Origin of the sequence: Allobosea sp., assembly GCF_030695125.1 — a bacterium.
Classification (GTDB): domain Bacteria; phylum Pseudomonadota; class Alphaproteobacteria; order Rhizobiales; family Beijerinckiaceae; genus Allobosea.
Window position 1 is genome coordinate 46,064 of the sequence record NZ_JAUYTP010000085.1, and the last position, 20,383, is coordinate 66,446.

Here is a 20,383-nt window from a genome sequence, read left to right on the forward strand (position 1 = left end):
GGGGCGGCTCCTGGGCTTCCGGCGCCGGCTAGCGCTTGGTGATCTCGAAGTCGGGGATGCTGGGCCCGGTCGAGGCTCGCTCGCCGTCGCGCAGGATCGGCGAGGGCTTCTGCGATATCCGCAAGGTGATGTAGATTGCGACCAGCAGCGACAGCCCCATCAGATAGACGAGCATGCCGGGCGGGCCGATGAGTTGCATCAGGGCGGTGGCAGCCACCGGCCCCAGCGCCGATCCCACGCCCCAGAGAAACAGCAGTTGCGCGGAGAGGCCGACCGCCTCCTCCCGCCCGATCCGCAGATAGGCATGCGTCACCGCGACCGTGTAGAGCGGGATGGCGCAGCCGCCGATCAGCGCAAACAGGCCAAACAGCCAGAGGCTCCCCTGGGCTGCGCCGCCTGGCGGCACCAGCAGCAGCACGGCGGCGGTGACGGCGACGAGGCTGACCGCGCCGAGCATGATCGGGCGGCTGGCGACCCGGTCGGCGAGCAGGCTCATCGGCCACTGCATCAGCAGCGCCCCCATCTGGATGCCCGCCGTGAGCAGGATGGTCGTCCGCTGGTCGAGCCCCGACAGGATGCCATAGGCCGGCACGACATTGGTCAGCGGCCCGCTGACCAGCCCGACATAGAGGCAGCCGACCACGGCGGCCGGCGCCTGGCGCCAGAGCGTGCGCAGCCCCACCGCGACGACATCGCTCGATTCGGGGCCGCGCGCCCGGGTCAGCGCGACGGGGATCAGCGCCAGCGAAAACACCATGCTGGCGAACAGGAAGACGTCGTGGGACTGGATCGCGAGATAGCCGACGCCGAGCTGCGAGCCGATCATCGCGACGCGGTTGAGAATCTGGTAGGCGCCGAAGATGCGGCCGCGCCGCGCGCCGCTGGCCTGGCCGCTGATCCAGCTCTCGATGCAGATGCCGTGGCCGGCCGCCGCCAGCCCCATCAGCAGGCGCGAGGCGCTCCACCAGGGTTCGGGGATCAGGGGGAAGCTCAGCGTCGCGGTTGCCTGCAACGCCGCGAAAACCGCAAAGCCGCGGATATGGCCGATCCGGCGCACGAGCGACGGAATCGTGAAGCAGCCGATCAGGAAGCCGAGCGAATAGGCGGAGGCGACGAGGCCGATCAGCAGCGGCGGCTGACCGGCGATCGCCATGCGCAGCGGCACGACCGTGTTCACGATCGTGCCGGCGACCTGCAGCAGCAAGGCGCCCGTCACGATCGCACCGAGCGCCGCGACCGATCCCGTTGCGGCCGGGGCAGGCGCCCCCGACGGGGCGGAGCCGCTCATCGCAGGCGGCCGCATGCAGCCGAGCGCAGGAGCCGGCCGATCGGGGATCGCGGCTGCGCCTTCGCCGCCAAGCCTTGCGCCGGCGGCACGAGGTCATATCTGCCGGGGCCACCGAACGAGGCCTGGCCTATGCAGACGACCGATTTCCGCTTTCCCGGAGTGCTGAACTCCAAGGAACTCCTGATTGCCGAGGCGGTGCAGGCGCGCGCCTGGGCGAAGCTCGCTGGCGAGGGGCGCCTGCCCGATGATGACACCGCCGCCAAGGCCAAGCTCGGCGGCATCGTGGTGCGGCTGATGGCGGATGGATCGCAGACGGTCGGCGATCTGGCGGCCGCCGCCATCGCGACCTTCGAAAACGAGGGCCGCTGAGGGCATCGGGGCGGTCGCGTTGATATCATCCCTAGTCTCTTTCAAGCCTCGAGGGCCTCGAGGGTCTCGCTGCCAGCGCGGCTCGCCCGGAGGGCGAGTCAGACCGGCTCCTTGTGCGTCGCGGCCATATCAGCACGGCTGACGCCCGCTTGCCATCGCGACGGGCGGACGGATCACAGCGGCTTCGCCGCGAGGGCCGCGCCAAGCGCGATCGCGCGCAGCTTCAGGCGCTCTGCGATGTGCAAGCTCGGCCCGAACAGGCCACGCAAACGTGTCCATCATCGATGCCGGGCCGGGAACAGGCGGTGACTCCAGCCGTTGGGGCAGCACGCCCACCAAGGATTCCCATTCCATGCTTTCCACCACATTGAAGACTGTGTCGCTTGCCGCCCTGCTCGCGACGAGCGCCATGATCCCTGTCTTGGCCGAGACCCCGCCGCCGGCTGCCGTCCCGGCGACGATGACGGCGGCCAAGCCCGATGCCGACATGGCGGAGGTGCTAGCAGTTCTGGCGGGCCTGGGTGGCAAGCCGATCGAAACTCTCGAGCCGGGCGAGGCCCGCAAGCAGCCGACGCCGACCGACGCCGTGATGAAGATCATCAAGGACAGGAAGCTCGACGTGAAGCCGCATGAGGGCCTCAAGGTCTCCAACAGCCGCTTCGCCGATATGGGCAATCTGAAGCTGCGCTGGTACGTGCCGGAAAGCGCGACCAAGGACTCCAACCTGCCGATCATCATGTTCTTCCGCGGCGGCGGCTGGGTGATCGCCGATCTCGACGTCTACGACGCCACGCCCGCGGCGCTGGCCCGGAAGACCGGAGCGGCCGTAGTGTCGGTCGACTATCCGATGGGCCCGGAGAACAAGTTCCCGGCCGCCCATGACGAGGCGATCGAGGCCTACAAATACGTGCTGAAGAACGCGCAGGGCTGGGGCTACGACGCCAACCGGATCGCCCTGGTCGGCGAGAGTGCCGGCGGCAACCTGGCGATCAACACAGCCATCGCCGCACGCGATCAGAACCTGACCAAGCCGGTGGCCATCGTCTCCATCTATCCGGTCGCGACGACAAGCCTCGATACGCCCTCCAAGAAGGAGCAGGCCGCCGCCAAGCCGCTGAACACCCCGATGATGGCCTGGTTCGTGAAGCACGCCACCAAGTCCGAGGCCGACGCGCAGGATCCGCGGCTCAATCTCGTGGCTGCGGATCTCAAGGGCCTGCCGCCGACGACGGTGATCAATGCCGAGATCGACCCGCTCAAGTCGGATGGCGACGTGCTCGTCGCCAAGCTGAAGGAGGCCGGCGTCGACACCACGCATCAGCTCTACACCGGCGTGACGCATGAGTTCTTCGGCATGGATGCCGTGGTCGCCAAGGCGGCCGAGGCCCAGAACTTCGCCGTCACCCGGATCAAGCAGGGCTTCGACGCGCGCAAGTGATGCGGTCGCGACCTCGGTCGAATTGACAGAGCGGATCGGCCATCTGGTCGATCCGCTCCCGCGTGAACCACCGGCCCGGCCCATGCGCCGCGTTGCCATCCGGCCAATCTGCTCAGGAGCCATGATGTTTGATCGCCGTACCGCCCTGCTGGGAATGACCGGAGCCATGCTCGCCGCGAACCCGCCCGCCGCCGACGCCCGCTCGGCCGTCACGATCGATCGTGTCCAGGGCGCGGGCACCGGACGGCGGCCCCTCGTCGTGCTTCTGCACGGCGCCGACGGCGTGACCCGGCGCGCCCAGTACCAGTTCGCCGCGCAGATTCTGGCGGCCCAGGGCTACACCGTGCTGTTCCCGCATTACTTCGAGGTGACGGGGGATCGTCGCGCCTCCTACAGCGAGATCGGCAGCAATTATCCGGTCTGGCGCGGCGGCATCGGCACGGTGATCGACCAGGTTTTGGAGGACCCGACGATCGATGCCTCGCGGCTGGCGCTGGTCGGCATCTCACTGGGCGGCGCGCTCGCTCTGTCGCTGGCCGCGCGCGACCGGCGCATCAAGGCCGTGATCAGCTATTTCGGCTTTCGCCCGGGCGATCTCGACGAAGGCCGGCCGCAGGCGCCGACGTTGATCCTTCACGGCGACGCCGACCGCGTCGTGCCCGTCAGAAACGCCGCGCAGATTGAAACCCTGCTCCGAGCGCGCGGCGTACCCGTCGAGACGCAGATCTATCCCGGCGAGGGCCATGGCTTCAGCCACGCCACGCAGGTGGACGCTGCGACGCGCAGCGTCGCCTTCCTGCGCCGCCATCTCGGGGCGTGAAAGGGCCGCGATCCTGCGATCGGGGCCCGATTGATCGACGATCAGGCGAGATCGAGCATGATCTTGCCGAGATGGGCGCTCGATTCCATCAGCTCATGCGCCTGTCGGGCCTGCTCCAGCGGGAAGGTCGCGTGGATGATCGGCCGCACGGTCCCGGCCTCCAGCAGCGGCCAGACATCGCGGCGCAGATGCGTGGCGATCTCGGCCTTGAGCGCGACCGAGCGCGGCCGCAGCGTCGAGCCGGTGAGGGTCAGCCTTCGGATCATCACCGGCGTCAGGTCGAGTTCGGCCTTGCTGCCCTGCAGGAAGGCAATCTGCACCAGCCGCCCCTCCACCGCCAAGGCGGCAATGTTGCGCTGGATGTAGGGTCCGCCGACCATGTCGAGGATGACGTCGACGCCCCGGCCCTCGGTCAGGCGCTTGACCTCGGCGCCGAAATCCTGGGCGCGGTAGTCGATCGCCTCGTCGGCGCCGAGCGCGCGGCAGAACTCGCATTTCTCCGCCGAGCCCGCCGTCGCATAGACGGTCGCGCCGGCGTTCTTTGCGAGCTGGATCGCGGTCGAGCCGATGCCGCTCGACCCGCCATGGATCAGGATCGTCTCGCCCTTCTTGAGGCGCCCGCGCGTGAAGACGTTGTCGTAGACGGTGAAATAGGTCTCGGGCAGGCCGCCGGCCTCCAGCAGCGAGAGCGGCTTGGGCACGGGCAGGCAGAGTGCCTCCTCGGCGACCGCGTATTGCGCATAGCCGCCGCTGATCAGCAGTGCGCAGACCGCCTCGCCGATGCGGGCTTCCGCGACGCCGTCGCCCACGGCGACGATCAAGCCCGACACCTCGAGCCCCGGCACCTTGGTCGCGCCGGGCGGCGGCGGATAGCCGCCGGCGCGCTGCAGGCAGTCGGGCCGGTTGATCCCGGCCGCCGCCACCGCGATCAGAACCTGCCCCGGGCCAGGCTGCGGCACTGGCGCGGTCTCGATCTCGATCACCTCCGGGCCACCGGGGCCTGAAAAGCGCACCTGCTTCATCATCTGCGGCAAGGCCATGTCGGTCGTTTCTCCCTCAACGGGCGTTGTGTCAGCGGGCTTGATCCGCTGTTGTGGCGCTCGCCCCGCCTGCGTTCAAGAGCGGTGAGCATGCGCCTGGTCCAGGACAGGCCATCGTCCGGAGCAGCACGCGCCTTCGACATCATCGCCGGCAGATCGGCGACCTGATTCGGCCTCGGCCTTCGACAGGGCCTATTCGCCGGTCGGGGCGAGCCGGCAGGTCGAGCGGGTGAAGACCTCGATCTGGGACAGGGCGGCGTCGAGCGTCGCGAAGGGCCCCTGCTTCATCGAGCGCATGCTGTCTGCGACGCGTTCGCCGGGGATGATCCGGTAATCGTCGGGGGCCGAGAGTTCCACGACGCCGATGGTGCGTCCGAGCAGGTCGACCAGGGTCCAGGAGGTCGGACCGCTCGGCGTGACGATGATATCCATGGTGCAGGCTCCATGAGGCGCTCTGCCTCGACGCAACGATCGCACATTTCCGGCTTCGATGCCGTGTCAATCGACTGGCGGTGACGGCGAGCGGCGGGTCGCTGGCGTCGGGCTGCCGGGGCCGCGAAGCCGCCGAGGCGATGGCCTTATTTACCCGCCGTTAACCATTGTCTCGATACACCGAAGACACCGAAAATTTACCAAGATGACCGCCGTGTTAACCAAACCCAGGCCCATCCGCCTCAAGGGGCGATCCTATCTTGCGCTGACGCTGACGCCGGAACTCCCCGTCGAGGACTGGCTGGTGCGGCTCGACGAACTGGCGGCCTTGTCCGCTGGCTTCTTCCTGCGGCGGCCCGTGGTGCTCGACATCGAGGGGCTCGATCTCGACCGTTCGGAGCTGCGCGATCTCGTCGACAAGCTCTGCGCCCGCGGTGTCCGGATCATGGGCATCGAAGGCGCCCGCGCCTCGATGCTGGGGGCCGATCTGCCGCCGGCGATGTCGGGCGGGCGCTCGGCCGCCGATGTCGAGGCCCCCGTCGCCGACCCGGCGCCGGAGCCGGTGTCGGCCATGGCGATCGCCGCGGAAAGCATCGTGCGCTCCGATCCCGGGCCGGCCAAGCCGACACCCTCGATCATCGTCACCCAGCCGGTGCGCTCGGGCCAGTCGCTCTTCTTCCCCGAGGGCGACGTCACCATCGTCGGCTCGGTGGCCTCGGGCGCCGAGATCGTCGCGGGCGGCTCGATCCATGTCTACGGCACGCTGCGCGGTCGCGCGCTCGCTGGCACCATGGGCAATGCCTCCGCCCGCATCTTCTGTAGCCGGCTCGAGGCCGAGCTGCTGGCGATCGACGGCTTCTACAAGACCGCCGAGGACATGGAGCCGGAGCTGCGCGGCAAGGCCGTGCAGATCTGGCTCGAAGGCGAAACATTCAAGGTCGGGTCGATCGCCTGACCACGCGACATCGGGACAATCGGGAGACGTTTATGGGCAAGGTCATCGTGGTCACCTCGGGCAAGGGCGGCGTCGGCAAGACGACGTCGTCCGCCGCGCTGGGGGCAGCGCTCGCGAAGGGCGGCGACAAGGTGGTGGTGGTGGATTTCGACGTCGGGCTGCGCAATCTCGACCTGGTGATGGGCGCCGAGCGACGGGTGGTCTACGACCTCGTCAACGTCATCCAGGGCGAAGCCAAGCTGACCCAGGCGCTGATCCGCGACAAACGCGTCGAGACGCTCTACCTGCTGCCCGCCTCGCAGACCCGCGACAAGGACAACCTCACCTCCGAGGGCGTCGAGAAGGTCATCGCCGCGCTTAAGAGCGTGTTCGACTGGGTCATCTGCGACAGCCCCGCCGGCATCGAGCGCGGCGCGACGCTGGCCATGCGCCATGCCGACATCGCCATCGTGGTGACCAACCCGGAGGTCTCCTCGGTGCGCGATTCCGACCGCATCATCGGCCTGCTCGATTCCAAGACGCTCAGGGCCGAGAACGGCGAGCACATGGAGAAGCATCTTCTCCTGACGCGCTACGACCCTGTCCGCGCCGAACGCGGCGACATGCTCAAGGTCGACGATGTGCTCGAGATCCTGTCGATCCCGCTGCTCGGCATCATCCCCGAGAGCATGGACGTTCTGCGCGCCTCCAATCTGGGTTGCCCGGTGACGCTGGCTGACGACCGCAGCGCGCCCTCGATCGCCTATTGCGACGCCGCCCGCCGTCTCAAGGGCGAAAACCTGCCGATCATGATCCCGGGCGAGAAGCGCGGCTTCTTCGGCAAGATCTTCGGAAGGAAAGCGGCATGAACTTCCGTCGTTTCTTTTCGCGCGCCCAATCGGCCCCCGCCGCCCGCGAGCGCCTCAAGGTCCTGCTGGCGCATGAGCGCGCTGCCGTCGGCGATTCCGACCTGGTAACGAAGCTGCGCGACGAGATCCTGCGTGCGATCTCGAAGCACATGCAGATCGATTCCGACAAGGTCAGCGTCAAGATGGAGCGCGGCGCCCAGGTCTCGACGCTGGCCGTCGATATCGAGATCCCCTTCGAACTCACCCGGAAGGCCGCCTGAGGCGGCGGTCCGGCCAGGCATCCCCGCCCGATCCCTGCGCTTCGCCCCGGTCAGCGTTCGACCGGGGCGGGCGTCATCGCGACGGGGTAGCGTGACAGCACAAACAGCGCGGCAGCCGCCGCGCCCGAGAGCAGGATTAGCAGGATCGTGCTCGGCATGAGCCCGGCCCGCTCGACCATGACCGCGAAGGCCACCGGCGCGGCCGCGCGGATGGCCAGTCCTGGTGCCGAGAGCTTGCCCAGCATCGCGCCATAGCCGGCCGGGCCGAAGAGCCGCAGCGGCACCGTGCCTCGCACGATCGAGCTCAGCCCCATGCTGACGCCATAGGCGATGGCGAAGAGCCCGGCGAGAGTCGCCGTCGTGCCGCTGACCAGCAGCAGCGCAAAGCCGATCGGCATCAGCGTCGCCGAAACCCAGGCCGTCGTCGTCGGCTCCAGATTGGTGCCAAACAGCATTTCGACCAGCCGTCCGGCCACCTGCGAGGGGCCCACCATCGCGCCGATGCCGACGGCGAGCGCCCCGCTGAGGCCCAGTCCCTGCAGCATCGTCAGCATATGCACCGACATCGCCGACATGACGAAACCCTGCAGGGAGAACGCCAGGGCCAGCAGCAGGAAGGCGCGGGTTCGCGCCGAGCCGACAAGATAGGCTTCCGGCGCGTCGTTTGGCCTGTCGGCATGCGCTGTGACAGCCTTCGGGCCGCCCCGCGCGGGCAGCAGCACGAGATGCAGGGGAAGGCACAGGGCGAGATAGCCGAGCGCGTAAATCTGGTAGATGGCCCGCCAATCGTAGACGGAGAGCAGCGCCGTGGTCAGCGGCCAGAACAGGGTCGAGGCGAAGCCGCCGATCAGGGTGAGCTTGCTGATCGCACGCCGCGCGCCCGCGCCCTCGGCTTGCGTCAGCGCGGTGAAGGCGGCGTCATAGAGCACCAGCGTCGAGACGGTCTCGAGCACGATCATGGCCCCGTAGAAGCTCACAGGCTCGCGCGCCTGAGACAGGGCGTAGAGCGATCCGGCGGCGAGAACCGCACCCAGGCTCATCATCGCCCGCGTGCCGTAACGGTCGATCAGCTTGCCGGAAAAGGGAGCCGCCAGACCGCCGGCCAGCAAGCCGGCCGCGAAGGCGCCATAGGTCCATTCCGGGGCCCAGCCGAAGCTCTTGGTCATCTCGGGGGCGAGCACGGCGAAGGCATAGTACAGCGCGCCATAGCCGGCGACCTGGGTGACGCCGAGCGCGAGGATCAGACCCAGACCGCCGCGCGCGGCGGGCTGGGGGAGCGATGTGGGCAGGGTCGTCATCAGGCCGTCGTCAGCTCCGCTTCGCGTACGGCCGTGCCGCAGCCGCAGCCGGTCTGGCCGGCTTCCTTCGCCTGCGAGTCGTCGGCGCAGCAGGCGGCGCTGGCGGCCGGAGCCGGCCCGCCGCAGCAGCCCGCCGCAGCCGTCTTGCCGCCGCCCGCCTTGCCGCCGCCCGGCGTGGCGCTGCAGACGCCCGTCTCCGGCAGCACGAGCTCGACCCGCCGCGCCGCCTCGTGGTCGCCTGCGAGCGCCGCGACGATGGAGCGGACCTGCTCATGGCCCGTCGCAAGCAGGAAGGTCGGGGCCCTGCCATAGGACTTCATTCCGGCGATGTAGAAGCCGGGCTCGGGATGAGCGAGCTCGGCTGCGCCATGCGGGCGTACCGTGCCGCAGGAGTGTTCGTTGGGGTCGATCAGCGGCGCCAGGACCGGCGGGCATTCCAGCGCCGGGTCGAGCGCGACCCGCAATTCCCTGAGCGGGCCGAGGTCTGGCCGAAAGCCGGTGGCGACGATCAGTTCGTCGACCGGGACAGTGCGGCCGTCATCGGCGATCAGCCGCAGGCCGGCTGCGAGGCGCTCGATGCGGTCGAGCCGGTATCCGGTTTCGACGATCAGGCGGCCGCTCTCGACGAGCCGCGCGATGCGCAGACCGAGTTCGCCGCGCGCCGACAGCTGGTCGGCGGCCCCCCCGCCATAAGCCTTGGCGACATCGGCTCCGCGATAGAGCCAGGTGATGGCCGTCGCCGTGGGGGCGTCGGGAAGGGCGGCGAGTGCGGTCAGCGTGCCCACAGCCGAATGGCCGCCGCCGAGCACGGCGACCCTGCGGCCTGCATAGCGCGCGCGATCGACGCCGAGCACATCCGGCATGCCGTAGCGGATGAGGTCCGCATTCGGCATCTCGCCGATCGCGGGTAGCCCGCCCGAACCGGCGGGATTGGGCGAGAACCAGGTGCCGGAGGCGTCGATGACGGCGTCCGCGAAGAGCGTCGTCTCCTCGCTGCCGGCGCGGCAGCGCAGCGCGAAGGGCGCGGTCTCGCGCCCGGCGGTGCGGACCTTGTCGAAGCCGCGGCGCGAGACGGCGAGGACTTCGGTTCCGAGGCGGATGCGGTCGCGCAATGCGGGCACGGCGGCCAGCGGGGCGAGGTAGCGCGCCACGAGGTCGCCGCCGGTCGGATAGGCGGCGCCGTCCGGGCGCGTCCAGCCGACCGTCTTCAGCAGCCGCTCGGCTGCCGCATCGACATTGAAGGCCCAGGGGGAGAACATCGGCACATGCGCCCAGTGTCGGACGGCATGGCCGACCGCAGTCCCCTTCTCCAGCACGACCGGATCGAGCCCGCGCTCGAGCGCATGCGCGGCGGCCGCAAGGCCCACCGGTCCCGCCCCGATGATGGCGATGGTCTGGCTCATGTCGTTCCTCCTCTCCAGTGAACGCCGGCGCCGTCAGGCGGCGCTGGCGTCGGATGTCTCGCAGCACTCGTCGCGGCAGCATTCCGCCACGAGGAAAGCGACGAGGCCGTTCATCACGTCGAAATTCGCGCGGCAGACGAGGGTGCGGCCCTGCCGCTCCTGCGTCACCAGTCCGGCCACGATCAGCGCCTTCAGATGAAAGGAGAGCGTCGACTGGGCGATGCCCAGCCTGCTCTGGCAATCCCCGACCGAGAGACCGCCATGGCCGGCGCGGACGAGGGCGCGGTAGAGCGAAAGCCGGGTCAGGTTGCCCAGTGCCTCCAGTCGCGATGCGGCGATGATCGTTTCCATGCCGCGAGCATGTCCGACGACGCAGCGGTCGTCAATCGATATTTCCGGTTTTATCGATATAAAGAGTCGCGGCTGGCGCCCCGTCAGAACCGGTAGAATCGCCGCGCATTGCCGTGGAGCAGTCGGGCGCGCGCCGGCTCGTACATCGCCGCCCTATCCGTCCTGTCCTCCCGGTGGCTGATGCCGTGGTCAGGGAGACAGGACTGGACCGGGATGGTGCGCGTCTTCGCTGTCGGCCAGATGCTGCATGGCGCCGACCACGGACTCGACGAAGCCCAGCGCCAAGGGCGAGCGGAATCGTCCGGCCGGCCAGACGACGCCGACATCGTACAGCACCTTCGGATGGAAGGGCCGCACGACGATGCCCCGACCGCCATATTCGGCCGCGGTGTAGGGATCGACGATGCCGATTCCGGCGCCCGAGGCGACCAGCGAGCAGGCGATCATCGAGAGCGGCGTCTCGACGCGGATCTGTCGCGTCACCCGGGCGGCTGAAAACAGCGCGTCGGTGCGGTAGCGCCACTGCGTCGAACCCGCCAGCGAGACGAAGGGCTCGCCGACGAAGTCGAGCGGCTCGATCACCGCCTTCTCCGCCAGTCGGTGGCCTTCCGGCACCACCGCCACGGCCGCCACGGAGGGCAGTTGCTCGGCATCGATATGGGGAAAGTCGAGCGGGTATTGCGCGAAGCCGATATCGCAGAAGCCGGTCGCGACCCAGTCGACGACCTGCGACGAGATGCTGCCATAGATCGCGATGTCGAGGCCCGGCTTGTCCTTCATATAGGCCGCGACGAGACGCGGCAGGAAGCCGACATTGAAGGTCGGCAGGGCGGCGATGCGCAGGCTGCCCGACAGCCCATCGCGGAGGTTGCGGGCGGCATTGTGAATCTGCTCCAGCCCGACGAACTGGCGCTCGACCTCGCGGTATAACGAAAGCGCCTCGTTGGTGGGCACCAGCCTTGTTCCGCGCCGCTCGAACAGCGTCAGCCCCAGCACATATTGCAGATCATGGATCAATCGCGTCACGGCCGGCTGGCTGATATTCAGCGCCTTTGCCGCCGAGGTAACCCCTCCGGTGACGATGACGGTTCGAAAGGCTTCGATCTGACGGGGATTCAGCATGGTTTCCGACGGGCAAAACCGAGACATAACATTTCGGTATGGATTGCGCGATTCATTCGATTTGACCCGTTACAATCTGTCGCAGAACCTTCACGGATCACTCGCAAAAATGAGGAGGGGTTCATGAAGTTCTCTTGGGTTGGACTGCTGCTGACGACCACCGCGCTGGCGACGTCCGGCGCCGCCATGGCGCAGCAGAAGACGATGTTCGTGGCCGGCTATGGCGGGTCCTACGAGCAGACCATGCGCAAGGAGGTCATTCCGGTCTTCGAGAAGCAGGCCAACGTCAAGATCGAGTACGTCGCCGGCAACTCGACCGACACCCTCGCCAAGCTCCAGGCCCAGAAGGGCAACCAGCAGATCGACGTCGCCATCGTCGATGACGGCCCGGCCTATCAGGCGGTCGCGCTCGGCTTCTGCGGCACGCTGACCGACGGCCCCGTCTACAAGGACGTCGCCCCGGTGATGAAGTTCAAGTCGAACAAGGGCGTCGGCCTCGGCCTCGTCGCGACCGGCCTGTTCTACAACACCAAGGTCTTCGCCGAGAACAAATGGCCGGCCCCGACCTCCTGGAACGATCTCAAGTCCAAGACCTACGGCAAGAAGATCGTCACCCCGCCGATCAACAACACCTATGGCCTGCATGCCCTGATCGCGATGGCGCAGATCGGCGGCGGCGGCGAATCCAATATCGAGCCGGGCTTCAAGACCTTCAAGGACGAGATCAACCCGAACGTCATCGCCTATGAGCCGTCCCCGGCGAAGATGACCGAGCTGTTCCAGAACGGCCAGGCCGTGCTCGGCGTCTGGGGCTCGGGCCGCGTCAAGGCCTTTGCCGACACCGGCTTCCCGGTCGCCTTCGTCTATCCGAAGGAAGGCAGCTTCGCGCTCGGCGTGGCCGCCTGCCCGGTCGAGGGCGCCAAGAACCCAGCCGAGGCCAACGCCTTCATCCAGTTCATGCTCTCGCCCGCGATCCAGAAGATCATGGCCATCGGCGCCGGCTTCGGCCCCGCCAACACGACCGTGACCCTGACCAAGGACGAGCAGAAGGGCCTGCCCTATGGCGACGAGGTCAAGGCGCTGAAGGCGGTCGACTGGGACATCGCCAACGCCAAGCGCGAGGAATGGACCAAGCGCTGGAACCGCGAGATCGAGCGGTAAGGCTCCGTCCGTCATTCTCGGGCGCCGCGACGCGGCGACCCGAGAATCTCGTGACGAGCACATCGCCACCGTCATGCTCGGGCTTGACCCGGGCATCTCGTCCCAGGCGTTCAGAGATGGTCGGGTCAAGCCCGACCATGACGCCCGATCTTTGAGCTGAAACCTTCGAAAGTCCCATGTCCCATCTCGTCCTCGACGGCCTGACCAAGCGCTTCGGCGGCTTCACTGCCGTCGACGCCATGAACCTCTCCGTCGAACGCGGCGAATTCATTTCCCTGCTCGGCCCTTCCGGCTGCGGCAAGACCACGACGCTCCAGATGATCGCTGGCTTCGTCGAGGTCGACGACGGCGGCATCCGGCTCGATGGGGCCGATCTGGTGTCGGTGGCGCCCAACAAGCGCGGTCTCGGCATCGTCTTCCAGAGCTATGCGCTGTTCCCGCATATGACGGTGGCGGAGAACATCGCCTTCGGGCTCGAGATGCGCGACGTGCCCAGGGCCGATCGCGATCAGCGCACCCGGGAGGCGATGGAACTCGTCGGCCTCAAGGGCTTCGCCGACCGCTATCCGCGCCGCATGTCGGGCGGCCAGCAGCAGCGCGTCGCGCTGGCCCGCGCGCTGGTGATCAAGCCGGCTTTGCTCCTGCTTGACGAGCCGCTCTCCAATCTCGACGCCAAGCTGCGCGAGGAGATGCAGGGCGAGTTGCGCCAGATCCAGCGCTCGATCGGCACCACCACGATCCTCGTCACCCACGACCAGCACGAGGCGATGGCGCTCTCGGACCGGATCGTGCTGATGAACCATGGCCGCATCGAGCAGATCGGCGCGCCGCACGAGGTCTATGACCGGCCGGCCAGCGCCTTTGTCGCGAGCTTCCTCGGCAAGACCAATGTGCTCGCCGCCACCGGCGACGGGCAGGGCGCGGTCACTATCGGCGGGCTCGCCCTCGCCCTGCCGGGCGCCGGCAAGGGGCCGCTGCAACTGGCCGTTCGGCCCGAGCGCCTGACCTTCGCGCAAGCCGGCGAGCCCGGCCTCGAGGCCCGCATCACCGGCCGCATCTTCCAGGGCGCGCACTGGCAGTTCAGCGCCGACAGCGCCGCCGGGGTGCTCTGCCTGATGCGCGGCAACAATGGCGAGGCGGTTCCCGCCGAGGGCGAGACGGTGCGGCTGCGCTTCTCGGCCGCCGACGCGGCCATCCTGCCCGCCGGAGCGGCGGCATGAGCGGCGTCGTCACGCAGCGCAACGCGCCCTTCCTTTTGACCGGGCCGGCGCTGCTGGTCTTCCTCGGGCTGGTGATCATCCCGCTGGGCATGACCGTGCTGCTCTCCTTCTACGACTGGGGGCAGTACAAGGGCATCGTTCCCGACTTCACGCTGAAGAACTGGATCGAGGTCTTCACCGATTCCTACTTCTTCGAAATCTTCATGCGGACCTTCCGCATCGCCTTCCTGGTGACGCTGGCGGCGATCGTCATCGGCGTGCCCGAGGCCTATATCCTCAACCGGATGTCGCCGGCCTGGCGCAGCGCCTTCCTGCTCGTGATCATCGGCCCGCTGCTGGTCTCGGTCGTGGCGCGCACGCTTGGCTGGGCGCTGCTCCTGGGCTCGACCGGCCTCGTCAACCAGGGCCTGATCGCGCTCGGCCTGATCAAGACGCCGCTCGAATTCATGTTCACCGAGACCGGCGTCGTCATCGCGCTGATCCATGTGCTGATCCCCTTCATGATCCTCGCGGTCTGGGCCTCGCTGCAGCGGCTCGACCCGCAGATCGAGAATGCCGCGCTCTCGCTCGGCGCCGGCCGCATCACGATCTGGCGGCGCGTGATCCTGCCGCAGATCGTGCCGGGCATCCTCTCGGGCTCGATCATCGTCTTCGCACTCGCCGCCAGCGCCTTCGCCTCGCCGGCGATCATCGGCGGGCGCCGTCTCAAGGTCGCCTCGACGCTGGCCTATGACGAGTTCCTGAACACGCTGAACTGGCCGCTGGGCGCCGCGGTGGCGACGCTGCTGCTCGTCGCGCTCGTGCTGATCACCGTCGGCTCCAACCGCCTGATCGAGCGCCGCTACGCACAGGTGTTCGAATGAGGGACCAGACCAACACACCAGCCCTCATCCTGAGGAGCCGCGAAGCGGCGTCTCGAAGGATGCTTCAGGAGGCTCCGGAGATCACTGGACCATCCTTCGAGACGCGCCTGTCGGCGCTCCTCAGGATGAGGGCTTTGGAAAGCCTCATCGAAGGAACCCTTCCATGAGACGCAACGGCATCCCCGCGCTGATTTTCCACGGGCTCTTCGTCGTCTTCATGCTGGCGCCGCTGCTGATCGTCTGCGTCGTCGCCTTCACGCCCGAGGGCTATCTCTCGCTACCGACGCGCGGCCCGAGCCTGCGCTGGTTCCGGGCGATCTTCGACTATCCCGAGTTCATCCGGGCCTTCCGCGATTCGCTCTGGCTGGCGGCTTTGTCCTCGACCATCGCGATCGGGCTTGCGGTGCCGGCGGCGCTCGCCATCGCGCGCTACCGCTTCCCCGGACGCGAGGCGATCACGGCGCTGTTCATGTCGCCGCTGATGGTGCCGCATGTCGTGCTCGGCATCGCCTTCCTGCGCTTCTTCACGCAGATCGGCATCTCCGGCACCTTCGTCGGCCTGGTGCTGAGCCATATCATCGTGGTCATCCCCTTTGCGCTGCGGCTCGTGCTGGCGGCCTCCTACGGCATCGACCGGCGCATCGAGCATGCTGCGATCTCGCTCGGCGCCGGCACGGCTACGGTCTTCCGCCGGGTGACGCTGCCGCTGATCCTGCCGGGCGTCGTCTCCGGCTGGCTCTTGGCGGCGATCAACTCCTTCGACGAGGTCACGATGACCGTGTTCATCGCCTCGCCGGCGACCGTGACGCTGCCGGTGCGCATGTTCCTCTACATCCAGGACAACATCGACCCGCTGATCGCGGCCGTCTCCGCCTGCCTGATCGCGATGACCGCGATCCTGCTCTTCGCGCTCGACCGGCTGTTCGGGCTCGACCGCCTCTTCGTCGGATCCGGAAAGGGCTGACAGACGTGACGAACTCAGCATTGTCATCGGAAGCCGACATCGTCGTCGTCGGCGGTGGCGTCGTCGGCGGCGCCATGGCGCTCGGCCTGGCGCGCGGCGGCGCCCGCGTCACCGTGCTCGACGAGGGCGATGTCGCCTTCCGCGCGTCGCGTGGGAATTTCGCGCTGGTCTGGGTCCAGTCCAAGGGGCTGGGCATGCCCGACTATGCGATGTGGTCGCGCCGTTCGGCCGAGCAATGGCACGAACTCGCGGACGTGCTGCACGAGGACACCGGCATCGACGTCGCCCACAGCCAGCCCGGCGGCTTCATGCTCTGCCTCTCGGAAACGGAGCTGGAGCAGCGCCGCCAGACCATGCAGCGGCTGCACAACCAGATGTCGCTGAGTGATTTCCCCTATGAGATCCTCGATCATGACGAGACCAAGCGCCGTCTGCCCGACATCGGGAAGGATGTGGTCGGCTCGGTCTACAGCCCGCTCGACGGCCATGTTAATTCGCTCAAGCTGTTCCGGGCGCTGCGCGACGCCAGCGCACGCCGCGGTGTCGACTATCGCCCCAACTGCACGGTCGACAGCATCACCTCGGACGCGGGCGGCTTCCGGCTGAAGGGCGCCTTCGGCGAGATCGCGGCGGGCAAGGTCGTGCTTGCGGCGGGGCTCGGCAATGCGCGGCTCGCGCCCATGGTCGGGCTCGACGCGCCGGTGAAGCCGAGCAAGGGCCAGATCATCGTCACCGAGAAGACGGACGCCTTCCTGCACAACCCGATGGTGACGATCCGCCAGACCGACGAGGGCGGCATCATGATCGGCGACAGCCAGGAGGATCGCGGCTTCGACACCGTGGTCGGCCAGCCGATCCTCTCGGTCATGGCCGAGCGCGCGGTTCGGATGTTCCCGCGGCTGGCGGGGCTGAACGTGGTGCGCTCCTGGTCGGCGCTGCGGGTGATGAGCCCCGACGGCTTCCCGATCTACGACCAGTCGCTCAGCCATCCCGGTGCCTTCGTCGTCACCTGCCATTCCGGCGTGACGCTCGCCGCCAACCACGTCCTGACGCTCGCCCCCGCCATCCTGTCGGGCGGGTTGCCGGACACGCTCGATGCCTTTTCCGCACGGAGGTTCCATGTTCCGGCCCATGCATGAGGCGAAGCCGGCCGAGGCGCTCGGCTTCACCTTCGATGGTCGCGCGCTGACGGCGCGCGCCGGCGACACGGTCGCGGCCGCGCTGCTGGCCAACGGAATCCAGGCCTGCCGCCAGACGCCGGTCTCGGGCGCGGATCGCGGACCCTATTGCATGATGGGCGTCTGCTTCGACTGCCTCGTCGTCATCGACGGCGTCGGCAACCGCCAGGGCTGCCTCGTGCCGCTGCGCGAGGGCATGCGGATCGAAACCCAGGCCGGGCGCCGCCATCCCGACGGGGCCCAATCATGATCACGATCGAAACAATCGGCGAGGTCGCCGAGCATTACGACATCGCTGTCGTCGGCGCAGGCCCCGCCGGGCTCGCCGCAGCGGCGCGCGCGGCCGAACTCGGCCTCTCCGTGCTGCTGGCCGACGAGAACCCCGCGCCGGGCGGCCAGATCTACCGCGCCATCACCACGACGCCGGTCACGCCGCGCGCCGTTCTCGGCGAGGATTACTGGAAGGGCGGGGCGCTGGTCGACCGGCTCAAGCCGACGGCAACCGCCTATGCGCCGGGCTGCACGGTCTGGTCGGTCGCGCCTGACGAGGCGGGCGGTGTCGAACTCGGCCTTTCGCTCGGCGGCCAGGCCCGGCTCATCTCCGCCGGTCAGGTCATCCTGGCGACGGGCGCGCAGGAGCGGCCCTTCCCGATTCCGGGCTGGACCCTGCCGGGCGTGATGACCGCGGGCGCCGCCCAGATCGCGCTGAAGGCCTCGGGCCTGGTGCCGAGCGGCCGCACGGTCATCGCCGGCTGCGGTCCCTTGCTCTATCTGCTCGCCGGCCAGCTCGCGGCGGCCGGCGCCACCATCGTCGCGGTGCTCGACACCACGCCGCGCCGCAACTGGCTCGCCGCCATCGCCGCGTTTCCCGATTTCCTGCGCTCGCCCTATCTCGCCAAGGGCCTGAAGCTCATGGCCACGGCGCGGGGCAAGCTGCCGTTCAAAACCGGCGTCACCGCGCTGGCGGCCGAAGGCTCCGGCAAGCTCACGGGCGTGACGGTGACGCGGGGCGGAGCGACCGAGACCATCCCCTGTGACGCGCTCCTGCTGCATCAGGGCGTCATCCCCGGCATCAACCTCGCCAACGCCGCCGGCTGCGCGCAGCACTTCGATACAGTCCAGCATTGCTGGACGCCGACGGTGGACGGCTGGTTCGCCTCCTCGATCCCCGGCATCGCGATTGCCGGCGATGGGGCCGGCATCGGTGGCGCCGAGAGCGCGGCGCTGCGCGGCGAGATCGCGGCGCTCGACGCCGCGCACCGGCTCGGCAGGCTCTCGGAGGCCGAGCGCAACGAGAAGGCAGCCCCCACACAGGCCGAACTCGCCCGCAGCCTGCGCGGGCGCCGCTTCCTCGACCTGCTCTATCGCCCGGCCCTGCAATTCCTCGCGCCCCCGGCGGACGAGACCATCGTCTGCCGCTGCGAGGAGGTCACCGCCGGCCAGATCCGCGACACGGCGCGGCGCCTCGGCGTTACCGGCCCCAACCAGATGAAGGCCTTCCTGCGCTGCGGCATGGGCCCCTGCCAGGGTCGCCTCTGCGGCCCGACCGTGGTCGAGCTGATCGCACAGGAGCGCGGCGTCTCGGCCGAGGAGACCGGCTATTACCGGCTGCGCCCGCCGGTGAAGCCGGTGACGCTGTCCGAACTCGCGGCCCTGCCGCCGACGGATGCCGCCATCAAAGCGGTGGTGCGGTGAGCGAAGGGCGCCGCAGCGCCGACGTCATCGTCATCGGCGGCGGCATCCATGGCTGCTCGACCGCGTTGCACTGCGCGATGCGCGGGCTCTCGGTCATCCTGATCGAGAAGGACCATGCCGGCCGCCATGCCTCCGGCGTCAACGCCGGCGGTGTGCGCCAGCTCGCGCGCCATGTCGCGGAGATCCCGCTCTCCAACACCTCGATGGCGCTCTGGCACCGCATCGGCGACCTCGTCGACGATGATTGCGGCTTCACCTCCGACGGGCAGGTGCTGGTCGCGGAGGACGAGGAAGACCTCGGCAACTGCCGCGCCCGCGTCGACGACCTGACTCTGCGCGGCTTCCACCATGAAGAGCTGATCGACGCGGCCGAACTGCGCCGCCTCGTGCCGGCCGTCTCGGACGCCTGCCCCGGCGGCGTCGTCTCGCGCCGCGACGGTGCGGCGATCCCGCTGCGCGCGACGCAGGCCTTCAAGCGCAAGGCCCAGAGCCTCGGCGCCGACATCCGCGAGGGCGTGCGTGTCACCCGCGTCGCCCGCGACGGCGCCAACTGGCGCGTCGAGACCGATCACGGCGCCTTTCTCAGCTCCCGCATCGTCAATGCCGCGGGCGCCTGGGCCGACCGCATCGCTGCCGATCTGGCTGAGCCGGTGCCGCTCGAGGTCATCGCGCCGATGCTGATGATCACGGCCCGGATGCCGGCCTTCATCAAGCCGGTGGTGATCCTGCGCAAGCGCAAGCTCTCCTTCAAGCAGTTCGAGAACGGCACCGTGCTGATCGGCGGCGGCTATCTCGGTCGCGCCATCCGCGACGAGAACCGCACCGTGCTCGACTGGGGCAAGCTCGCCACCAATGCCAGGACGGTCTGGGACCTGTTTCCGATCATGCGCGGGGCGCCGATCCTGCGTGCCTGGGCCGGCATCGAGGCACGCATGCCCGACGATCTGCCCGTCTTCGGCAAGAGCGCCCGGCATGAAGGCGTCTACCACCAGTTCGGTTTCTCGGCCCATGGCTTCCAGCTCGGGCCGGGCGCCGGGGCCGTCATGGCCGAGATCATCGCCACCGGCTCGAGCAACGTCCCGATCGACGGGCTCGGCATCGCGCGGTTCGCGCCGTCGTCACACCAGCCGGCATTGCGAGCGTAGCGAAGCAATTCAGGGGCCGCCGTGCGCTGCTGCCCTGGATTGCTTCGCTGCGCTCGCAATGACGACCACAGCCTTTCACCCCAGGAGAGAAGACATGACCATCAAGCGCCACATCAAGACCCCGATCCAGAACCGCGTCGTCGAGGCCGGGAACCTCGTCTTCGTCGGCGGCTGCATCGCCGACGACATCACCCAGTCGATGGGCCCGCAGACGCAGAACATCCTGACCAAGATCGAGAGCTATCTCGGCGAGGTCGAGCTCGACCGCAAGGCGATCGTCGCCGCGACCATCTTCGTCACCGATCTGCCGGGCAAGAAGGAAATGGACCCGGTCTGGACCGCGTTCTTCGGAGACGCGCTTCCGACCCGCGCGACCGTCGGCGTCGCCGATCTCGGCGGCGCGCTGATCGAGATCGTCTGCACCGCCAGCCGCGGCTGAGGGCCGACTTGAAGCGCGGGTCGTCCCGGGCGCCCGCAGGGTGACCCGGGACCCATTCCGGAACAGTTCAGGAATGGATCCCGGATCTCCGCTT

The 20,383-nt window shown here is 68.5% G+C and carries 22 protein-coding genes; 15 read left to right on the top strand and 7 right to left on the bottom strand.

Annotated features, from left to right (window positions below; genetic code table 11):
- Positions 1-28 precede the first annotated feature (28 nt).
- Positions 29-1,288 (bottom strand): MFS transporter, encoded by a 1,260-nt coding sequence (locus Q8S38_RS24390; protein ID WP_305682909.1) that lies wholly within the window; start codon positions 1,286-1,288, stop codon positions 29-31.
- Between the two features lie 129 nt (positions 1,289-1,417).
- Between Q8S38_RS24390 and Q8S38_RS24395 the strand changes: the two genes are divergently transcribed.
- From Q8S38_RS24395 to Q8S38_RS24405, 3 genes are all read left to right on the top strand, one after another.
- The gene (locus Q8S38_RS24395) at positions 1,418-1,657 is read left to right on the top strand and encodes a hypothetical protein (protein WP_305682910.1); all 240 of its coding nucleotides are present in this window, start codon (positions 1,418-1,420) and stop codon (positions 1,655-1,657) included.
- A 352-nt stretch (positions 1,658-2,009) separates the two neighbouring features.
- Entirely contained in the window at positions 2,010-3,095 is a 1,086-nt protein-coding gene (locus Q8S38_RS24400) for an alpha/beta hydrolase (protein WP_305682911.1), read from the top strand.
- Positions 3,096-3,219: 124 nt separating this feature from the next.
- Positions 3,220-3,915: an alpha/beta hydrolase family protein gene (locus tag Q8S38_RS24405; protein WP_305682912.1), complete on the top strand. Its 696-nt coding sequence runs from the start codon at positions 3,220-3,222 to the stop codon at positions 3,913-3,915.
- Between the two features lie 41 nt (positions 3,916-3,956).
- Here the strand turns inward: Q8S38_RS24405 and Q8S38_RS24410 are convergent, their stop codons facing one another.
- The gene (locus Q8S38_RS24410) at positions 3,957-4,955 is read right to left on the bottom strand and encodes an NAD(P)H-quinone oxidoreductase (protein WP_305682913.1); all 999 of its coding nucleotides are present in this window, start codon (positions 4,953-4,955) and stop codon (positions 3,957-3,959) included.
- 192 nt (positions 4,956-5,147) lie between these two features.
- Positions 5,148-5,387, bottom strand: a complete 240-nt coding sequence (locus Q8S38_RS24415; protein WP_305682914.1) for a hypothetical protein — start codon at positions 5,385-5,387, stop codon at positions 5,148-5,150.
- A 205-nt stretch (positions 5,388-5,592) separates the two neighbouring features.
- Between Q8S38_RS24415 and minC the strand changes: the two genes are divergently transcribed.
- The 3 genes from minC to minE are packed head-to-tail and all read left to right on the top strand — an operon-like array spanning position 5,593 to position 7,450.
- Positions 5,593-6,342, top strand: a complete 750-nt coding sequence (gene minC, locus Q8S38_RS24420) for a septum site-determining protein MinC (RefSeq protein ID WP_305682915.1) — start codon at positions 5,593-5,595, stop codon at positions 6,340-6,342.
- Positions 6,343-6,374: 32 nt separating this feature from the next.
- Entirely contained in the window at positions 6,375-7,190 is an 816-nt protein-coding gene (gene minD, locus Q8S38_RS24425) for a septum site-determining protein MinD (protein ID WP_305682916.1), read from the top strand.
- Positions 7,187-7,450: a cell division topological specificity factor MinE gene (gene minE, locus Q8S38_RS24430; protein ID WP_305682917.1), complete on the top strand. Its 264-nt coding sequence runs from the start codon at positions 7,187-7,189 to the stop codon at positions 7,448-7,450. The genes minD and minE overlap by 4 nt, the downstream gene beginning before the upstream one ends.
- A gap of 50 nt (positions 7,451-7,500) precedes the next feature.
- Here minE and Q8S38_RS24435 read toward each other — a convergent pair whose 3' ends face one another.
- From Q8S38_RS24435 to Q8S38_RS24450, 4 genes are all read right to left on the bottom strand, one after another.
- Complete coding sequence (locus Q8S38_RS24435; RefSeq protein WP_305682918.1) at positions 7,501-8,748, bottom strand: MFS transporter; 1,248 nt, start codon at positions 8,746-8,748, stop codon at positions 7,501-7,503.
- Positions 8,748-10,151 (bottom strand): NAD(P)-binding domain-containing protein, encoded by a 1,404-nt coding sequence (locus Q8S38_RS24440; RefSeq protein ID WP_305682919.1) that lies wholly within the window; start codon positions 10,149-10,151, stop codon positions 8,748-8,750. Before Q8S38_RS24440 ends, Q8S38_RS24435 begins: the two co-directional genes overlap by 1 nt.
- Positions 10,152-10,184: 33 nt before the next feature.
- A complete protein-coding gene (locus tag Q8S38_RS24445) occupies positions 10,185-10,502 on the bottom strand; it encodes an ArsR/SmtB family transcription factor (protein ID WP_305682920.1) in 318 nt (105 codons plus the stop codon).
- Positions 10,503-10,691: 189 nt separating this feature from the next.
- A complete protein-coding gene (locus Q8S38_RS24450) occupies positions 10,692-11,624 on the bottom strand; it encodes a LysR family transcriptional regulator (RefSeq protein WP_305682921.1) in 933 nt (310 codons plus the stop codon).
- Positions 11,625-11,747: 123 nt separating this feature from the next.
- Between Q8S38_RS24450 and Q8S38_RS24455 the strand changes: the two genes are divergently transcribed.
- The 9 genes from Q8S38_RS24455 to Q8S38_RS24495 all read left to right on the top strand — a co-directional run bounded on the left by Q8S38_RS24455 (position 11,748) and on the right by Q8S38_RS24495 (position 20,289).
- Positions 11,748-12,785 carry an ABC transporter substrate-binding protein gene (locus Q8S38_RS24455; protein ID WP_371125962.1) on the top strand — a complete coding sequence of 346 codons (1,038 nt, stop codon included), beginning with the start codon at positions 11,748-11,750 and terminating at the stop codon, positions 12,783-12,785.
- A gap of 176 nt (positions 12,786-12,961) precedes the next feature.
- The gene (locus Q8S38_RS24460) at positions 12,962-14,005 is read left to right on the top strand and encodes an ABC transporter ATP-binding protein (protein WP_305682922.1); all 1,044 of its coding nucleotides are present in this window, start codon (positions 12,962-12,964) and stop codon (positions 14,003-14,005) included.
- The gene (locus tag Q8S38_RS24465; protein ID WP_305682923.1) at positions 14,002-14,868 is read left to right on the top strand and encodes an ABC transporter permease; all 867 of its coding nucleotides are present in this window, start codon (positions 14,002-14,004) and stop codon (positions 14,866-14,868) included. Before Q8S38_RS24460 ends, Q8S38_RS24465 begins: the two co-directional genes overlap by 4 nt.
- Positions 14,869-15,031: 163 nt before the next feature.
- Positions 15,032-15,832, top strand: a complete 801-nt coding sequence (locus Q8S38_RS24470; protein ID WP_066723403.1) for an ABC transporter permease — start codon at positions 15,032-15,034, stop codon at positions 15,830-15,832.
- A 5-nt stretch (positions 15,833-15,837) separates the two neighbouring features.
- On the top strand, positions 15,838-16,971 hold the full coding sequence (locus Q8S38_RS24475) for an NAD(P)/FAD-dependent oxidoreductase (protein WP_305682924.1): 1,134 nt from the start codon (positions 15,838-15,840) through the stop codon (positions 16,969-16,971).
- Positions 16,964-17,260 (top strand): (2Fe-2S)-binding protein, encoded by a 297-nt coding sequence (locus Q8S38_RS24480; RefSeq protein ID WP_371125966.1) that lies wholly within the window; start codon positions 16,964-16,966, stop codon positions 17,258-17,260. The genes Q8S38_RS24475 and Q8S38_RS24480 overlap by 8 nt, the downstream gene beginning before the upstream one ends.
- Positions 17,257-18,705, top strand: a complete 1,449-nt coding sequence (locus Q8S38_RS24485) for an FAD/NAD(P)-dependent oxidoreductase (protein ID WP_305682926.1) — start codon at positions 17,257-17,259, stop codon at positions 18,703-18,705. Before Q8S38_RS24480 ends, Q8S38_RS24485 begins: the two co-directional genes overlap by 4 nt.
- A complete protein-coding gene (locus tag Q8S38_RS24490; RefSeq protein ID WP_305682927.1) occupies positions 18,702-19,850 on the top strand; it encodes an NAD(P)/FAD-dependent oxidoreductase in 1,149 nt (382 codons plus the stop codon). Before Q8S38_RS24485 ends, Q8S38_RS24490 begins: the two co-directional genes overlap by 4 nt.
- 94 nt (positions 19,851-19,944) lie before the next feature.
- Positions 19,945-20,289: a Rid family hydrolase gene (locus Q8S38_RS24495; protein WP_305682928.1), complete on the top strand. Its 345-nt coding sequence runs from the start codon at positions 19,945-19,947 to the stop codon at positions 20,287-20,289.
- Positions 20,290-20,383 lie beyond the last annotated feature (94 nt).

Bases quoted from the DNA above. Each gene is read 5' to 3' on its own strand.
- Q8S38_RS24435 (WP_305682918.1), bottom strand. From the start codon at position 8,748: ATGACGACCCTGCCCACATCGCTCCCCCAGCCCGCCGCGCGCGGCGGT.
- Q8S38_RS24440 (WP_305682919.1), bottom strand. From the start codon at position 10,151: ATGAGCCAGACCATCGCCATCATCGGGGCGGGACCGGTGGGCCTTGCG.
- Q8S38_RS24465 (WP_305682923.1), top strand. From the start codon at position 14,002: ATGAGCGGCGTCGTCACGCAGCGCAACGCGCCCTTCCTTTTGACCGGG.
- Q8S38_RS24455 (WP_371125962.1), top strand. From the start codon at position 11,748: ATGAAGTTCTCTTGGGTTGGACTGCTGCTGACGACCACCGCGCTGGCG.
- Q8S38_RS24450 (WP_305682921.1), bottom strand. From the start codon at position 11,624: ATGCTGAATCCCCGTCAGATCGAAGCCTTTCGAACCGTCATCGTCACC.
- Q8S38_RS24415 (WP_305682914.1), bottom strand. From the start codon at position 5,387: ATGGATATCATCGTCACGCCGAGCGGTCCGACCTCCTGGACCCTGGTC.
- minE (WP_305682917.1), top strand. From the start codon at position 7,187: ATGAACTTCCGTCGTTTCTTTTCGCGCGCCCAATCGGCCCCCGCCGCC.
- Q8S38_RS24445 (WP_305682920.1), bottom strand. From the start codon at position 10,502: ATGGAAACGATCATCGCCGCATCGCGACTGGAGGCACTGGGCAACCTG.
- minD (WP_305682916.1), top strand. From the start codon at position 6,375: ATGGGCAAGGTCATCGTGGTCACCTCGGGCAAGGGCGGCGTCGGCAAG.
- minC (WP_305682915.1), top strand. From the start codon at position 5,593: ATGACCGCCGTGTTAACCAAACCCAGGCCCATCCGCCTCAAGGGGCGA.
- Q8S38_RS24395 (WP_305682910.1), top strand. From the start codon at position 1,418: ATGCAGACGACCGATTTCCGCTTTCCCGGAGTGCTGAACTCCAAGGAA.
- Q8S38_RS24400 (WP_305682911.1), top strand. From the start codon at position 2,010: ATGCTTTCCACCACATTGAAGACTGTGTCGCTTGCCGCCCTGCTCGCG.
- Q8S38_RS24410 (WP_305682913.1), bottom strand. From the start codon at position 4,955: ATGGCCTTGCCGCAGATGATGAAGCAGGTGCGCTTTTCAGGCCCCGGT.
- Q8S38_RS24480 (WP_371125966.1), top strand. From the start codon at position 16,964: ATGCATGAGGCGAAGCCGGCCGAGGCGCTCGGCTTCACCTTCGATGGT.
- Q8S38_RS24405 (WP_305682912.1), top strand. From the start codon at position 3,220: ATGTTTGATCGCCGTACCGCCCTGCTGGGAATGACCGGAGCCATGCTC.
- Q8S38_RS24390 (WP_305682909.1), bottom strand. From the start codon at position 1,288: ATGAGCGGCTCCGCCCCGTCGGGGGCGCCTGCCCCGGCCGCAACGGGA.
- Q8S38_RS24460 (WP_305682922.1), top strand. From the start codon at position 12,962: ATGTCCCATCTCGTCCTCGACGGCCTGACCAAGCGCTTCGGCGGCTTC.
- Q8S38_RS24470 (WP_066723403.1), top strand. From the start codon at position 15,032: ATGAGACGCAACGGCATCCCCGCGCTGATTTTCCACGGGCTCTTCGTC.
- Q8S38_RS24485 (WP_305682926.1), top strand. From the start codon at position 17,257: ATGATCACGATCGAAACAATCGGCGAGGTCGCCGAGCATTACGACATC.
- Q8S38_RS24495 (WP_305682928.1), top strand. From the start codon at position 19,945: ATGACCATCAAGCGCCACATCAAGACCCCGATCCAGAACCGCGTCGTC.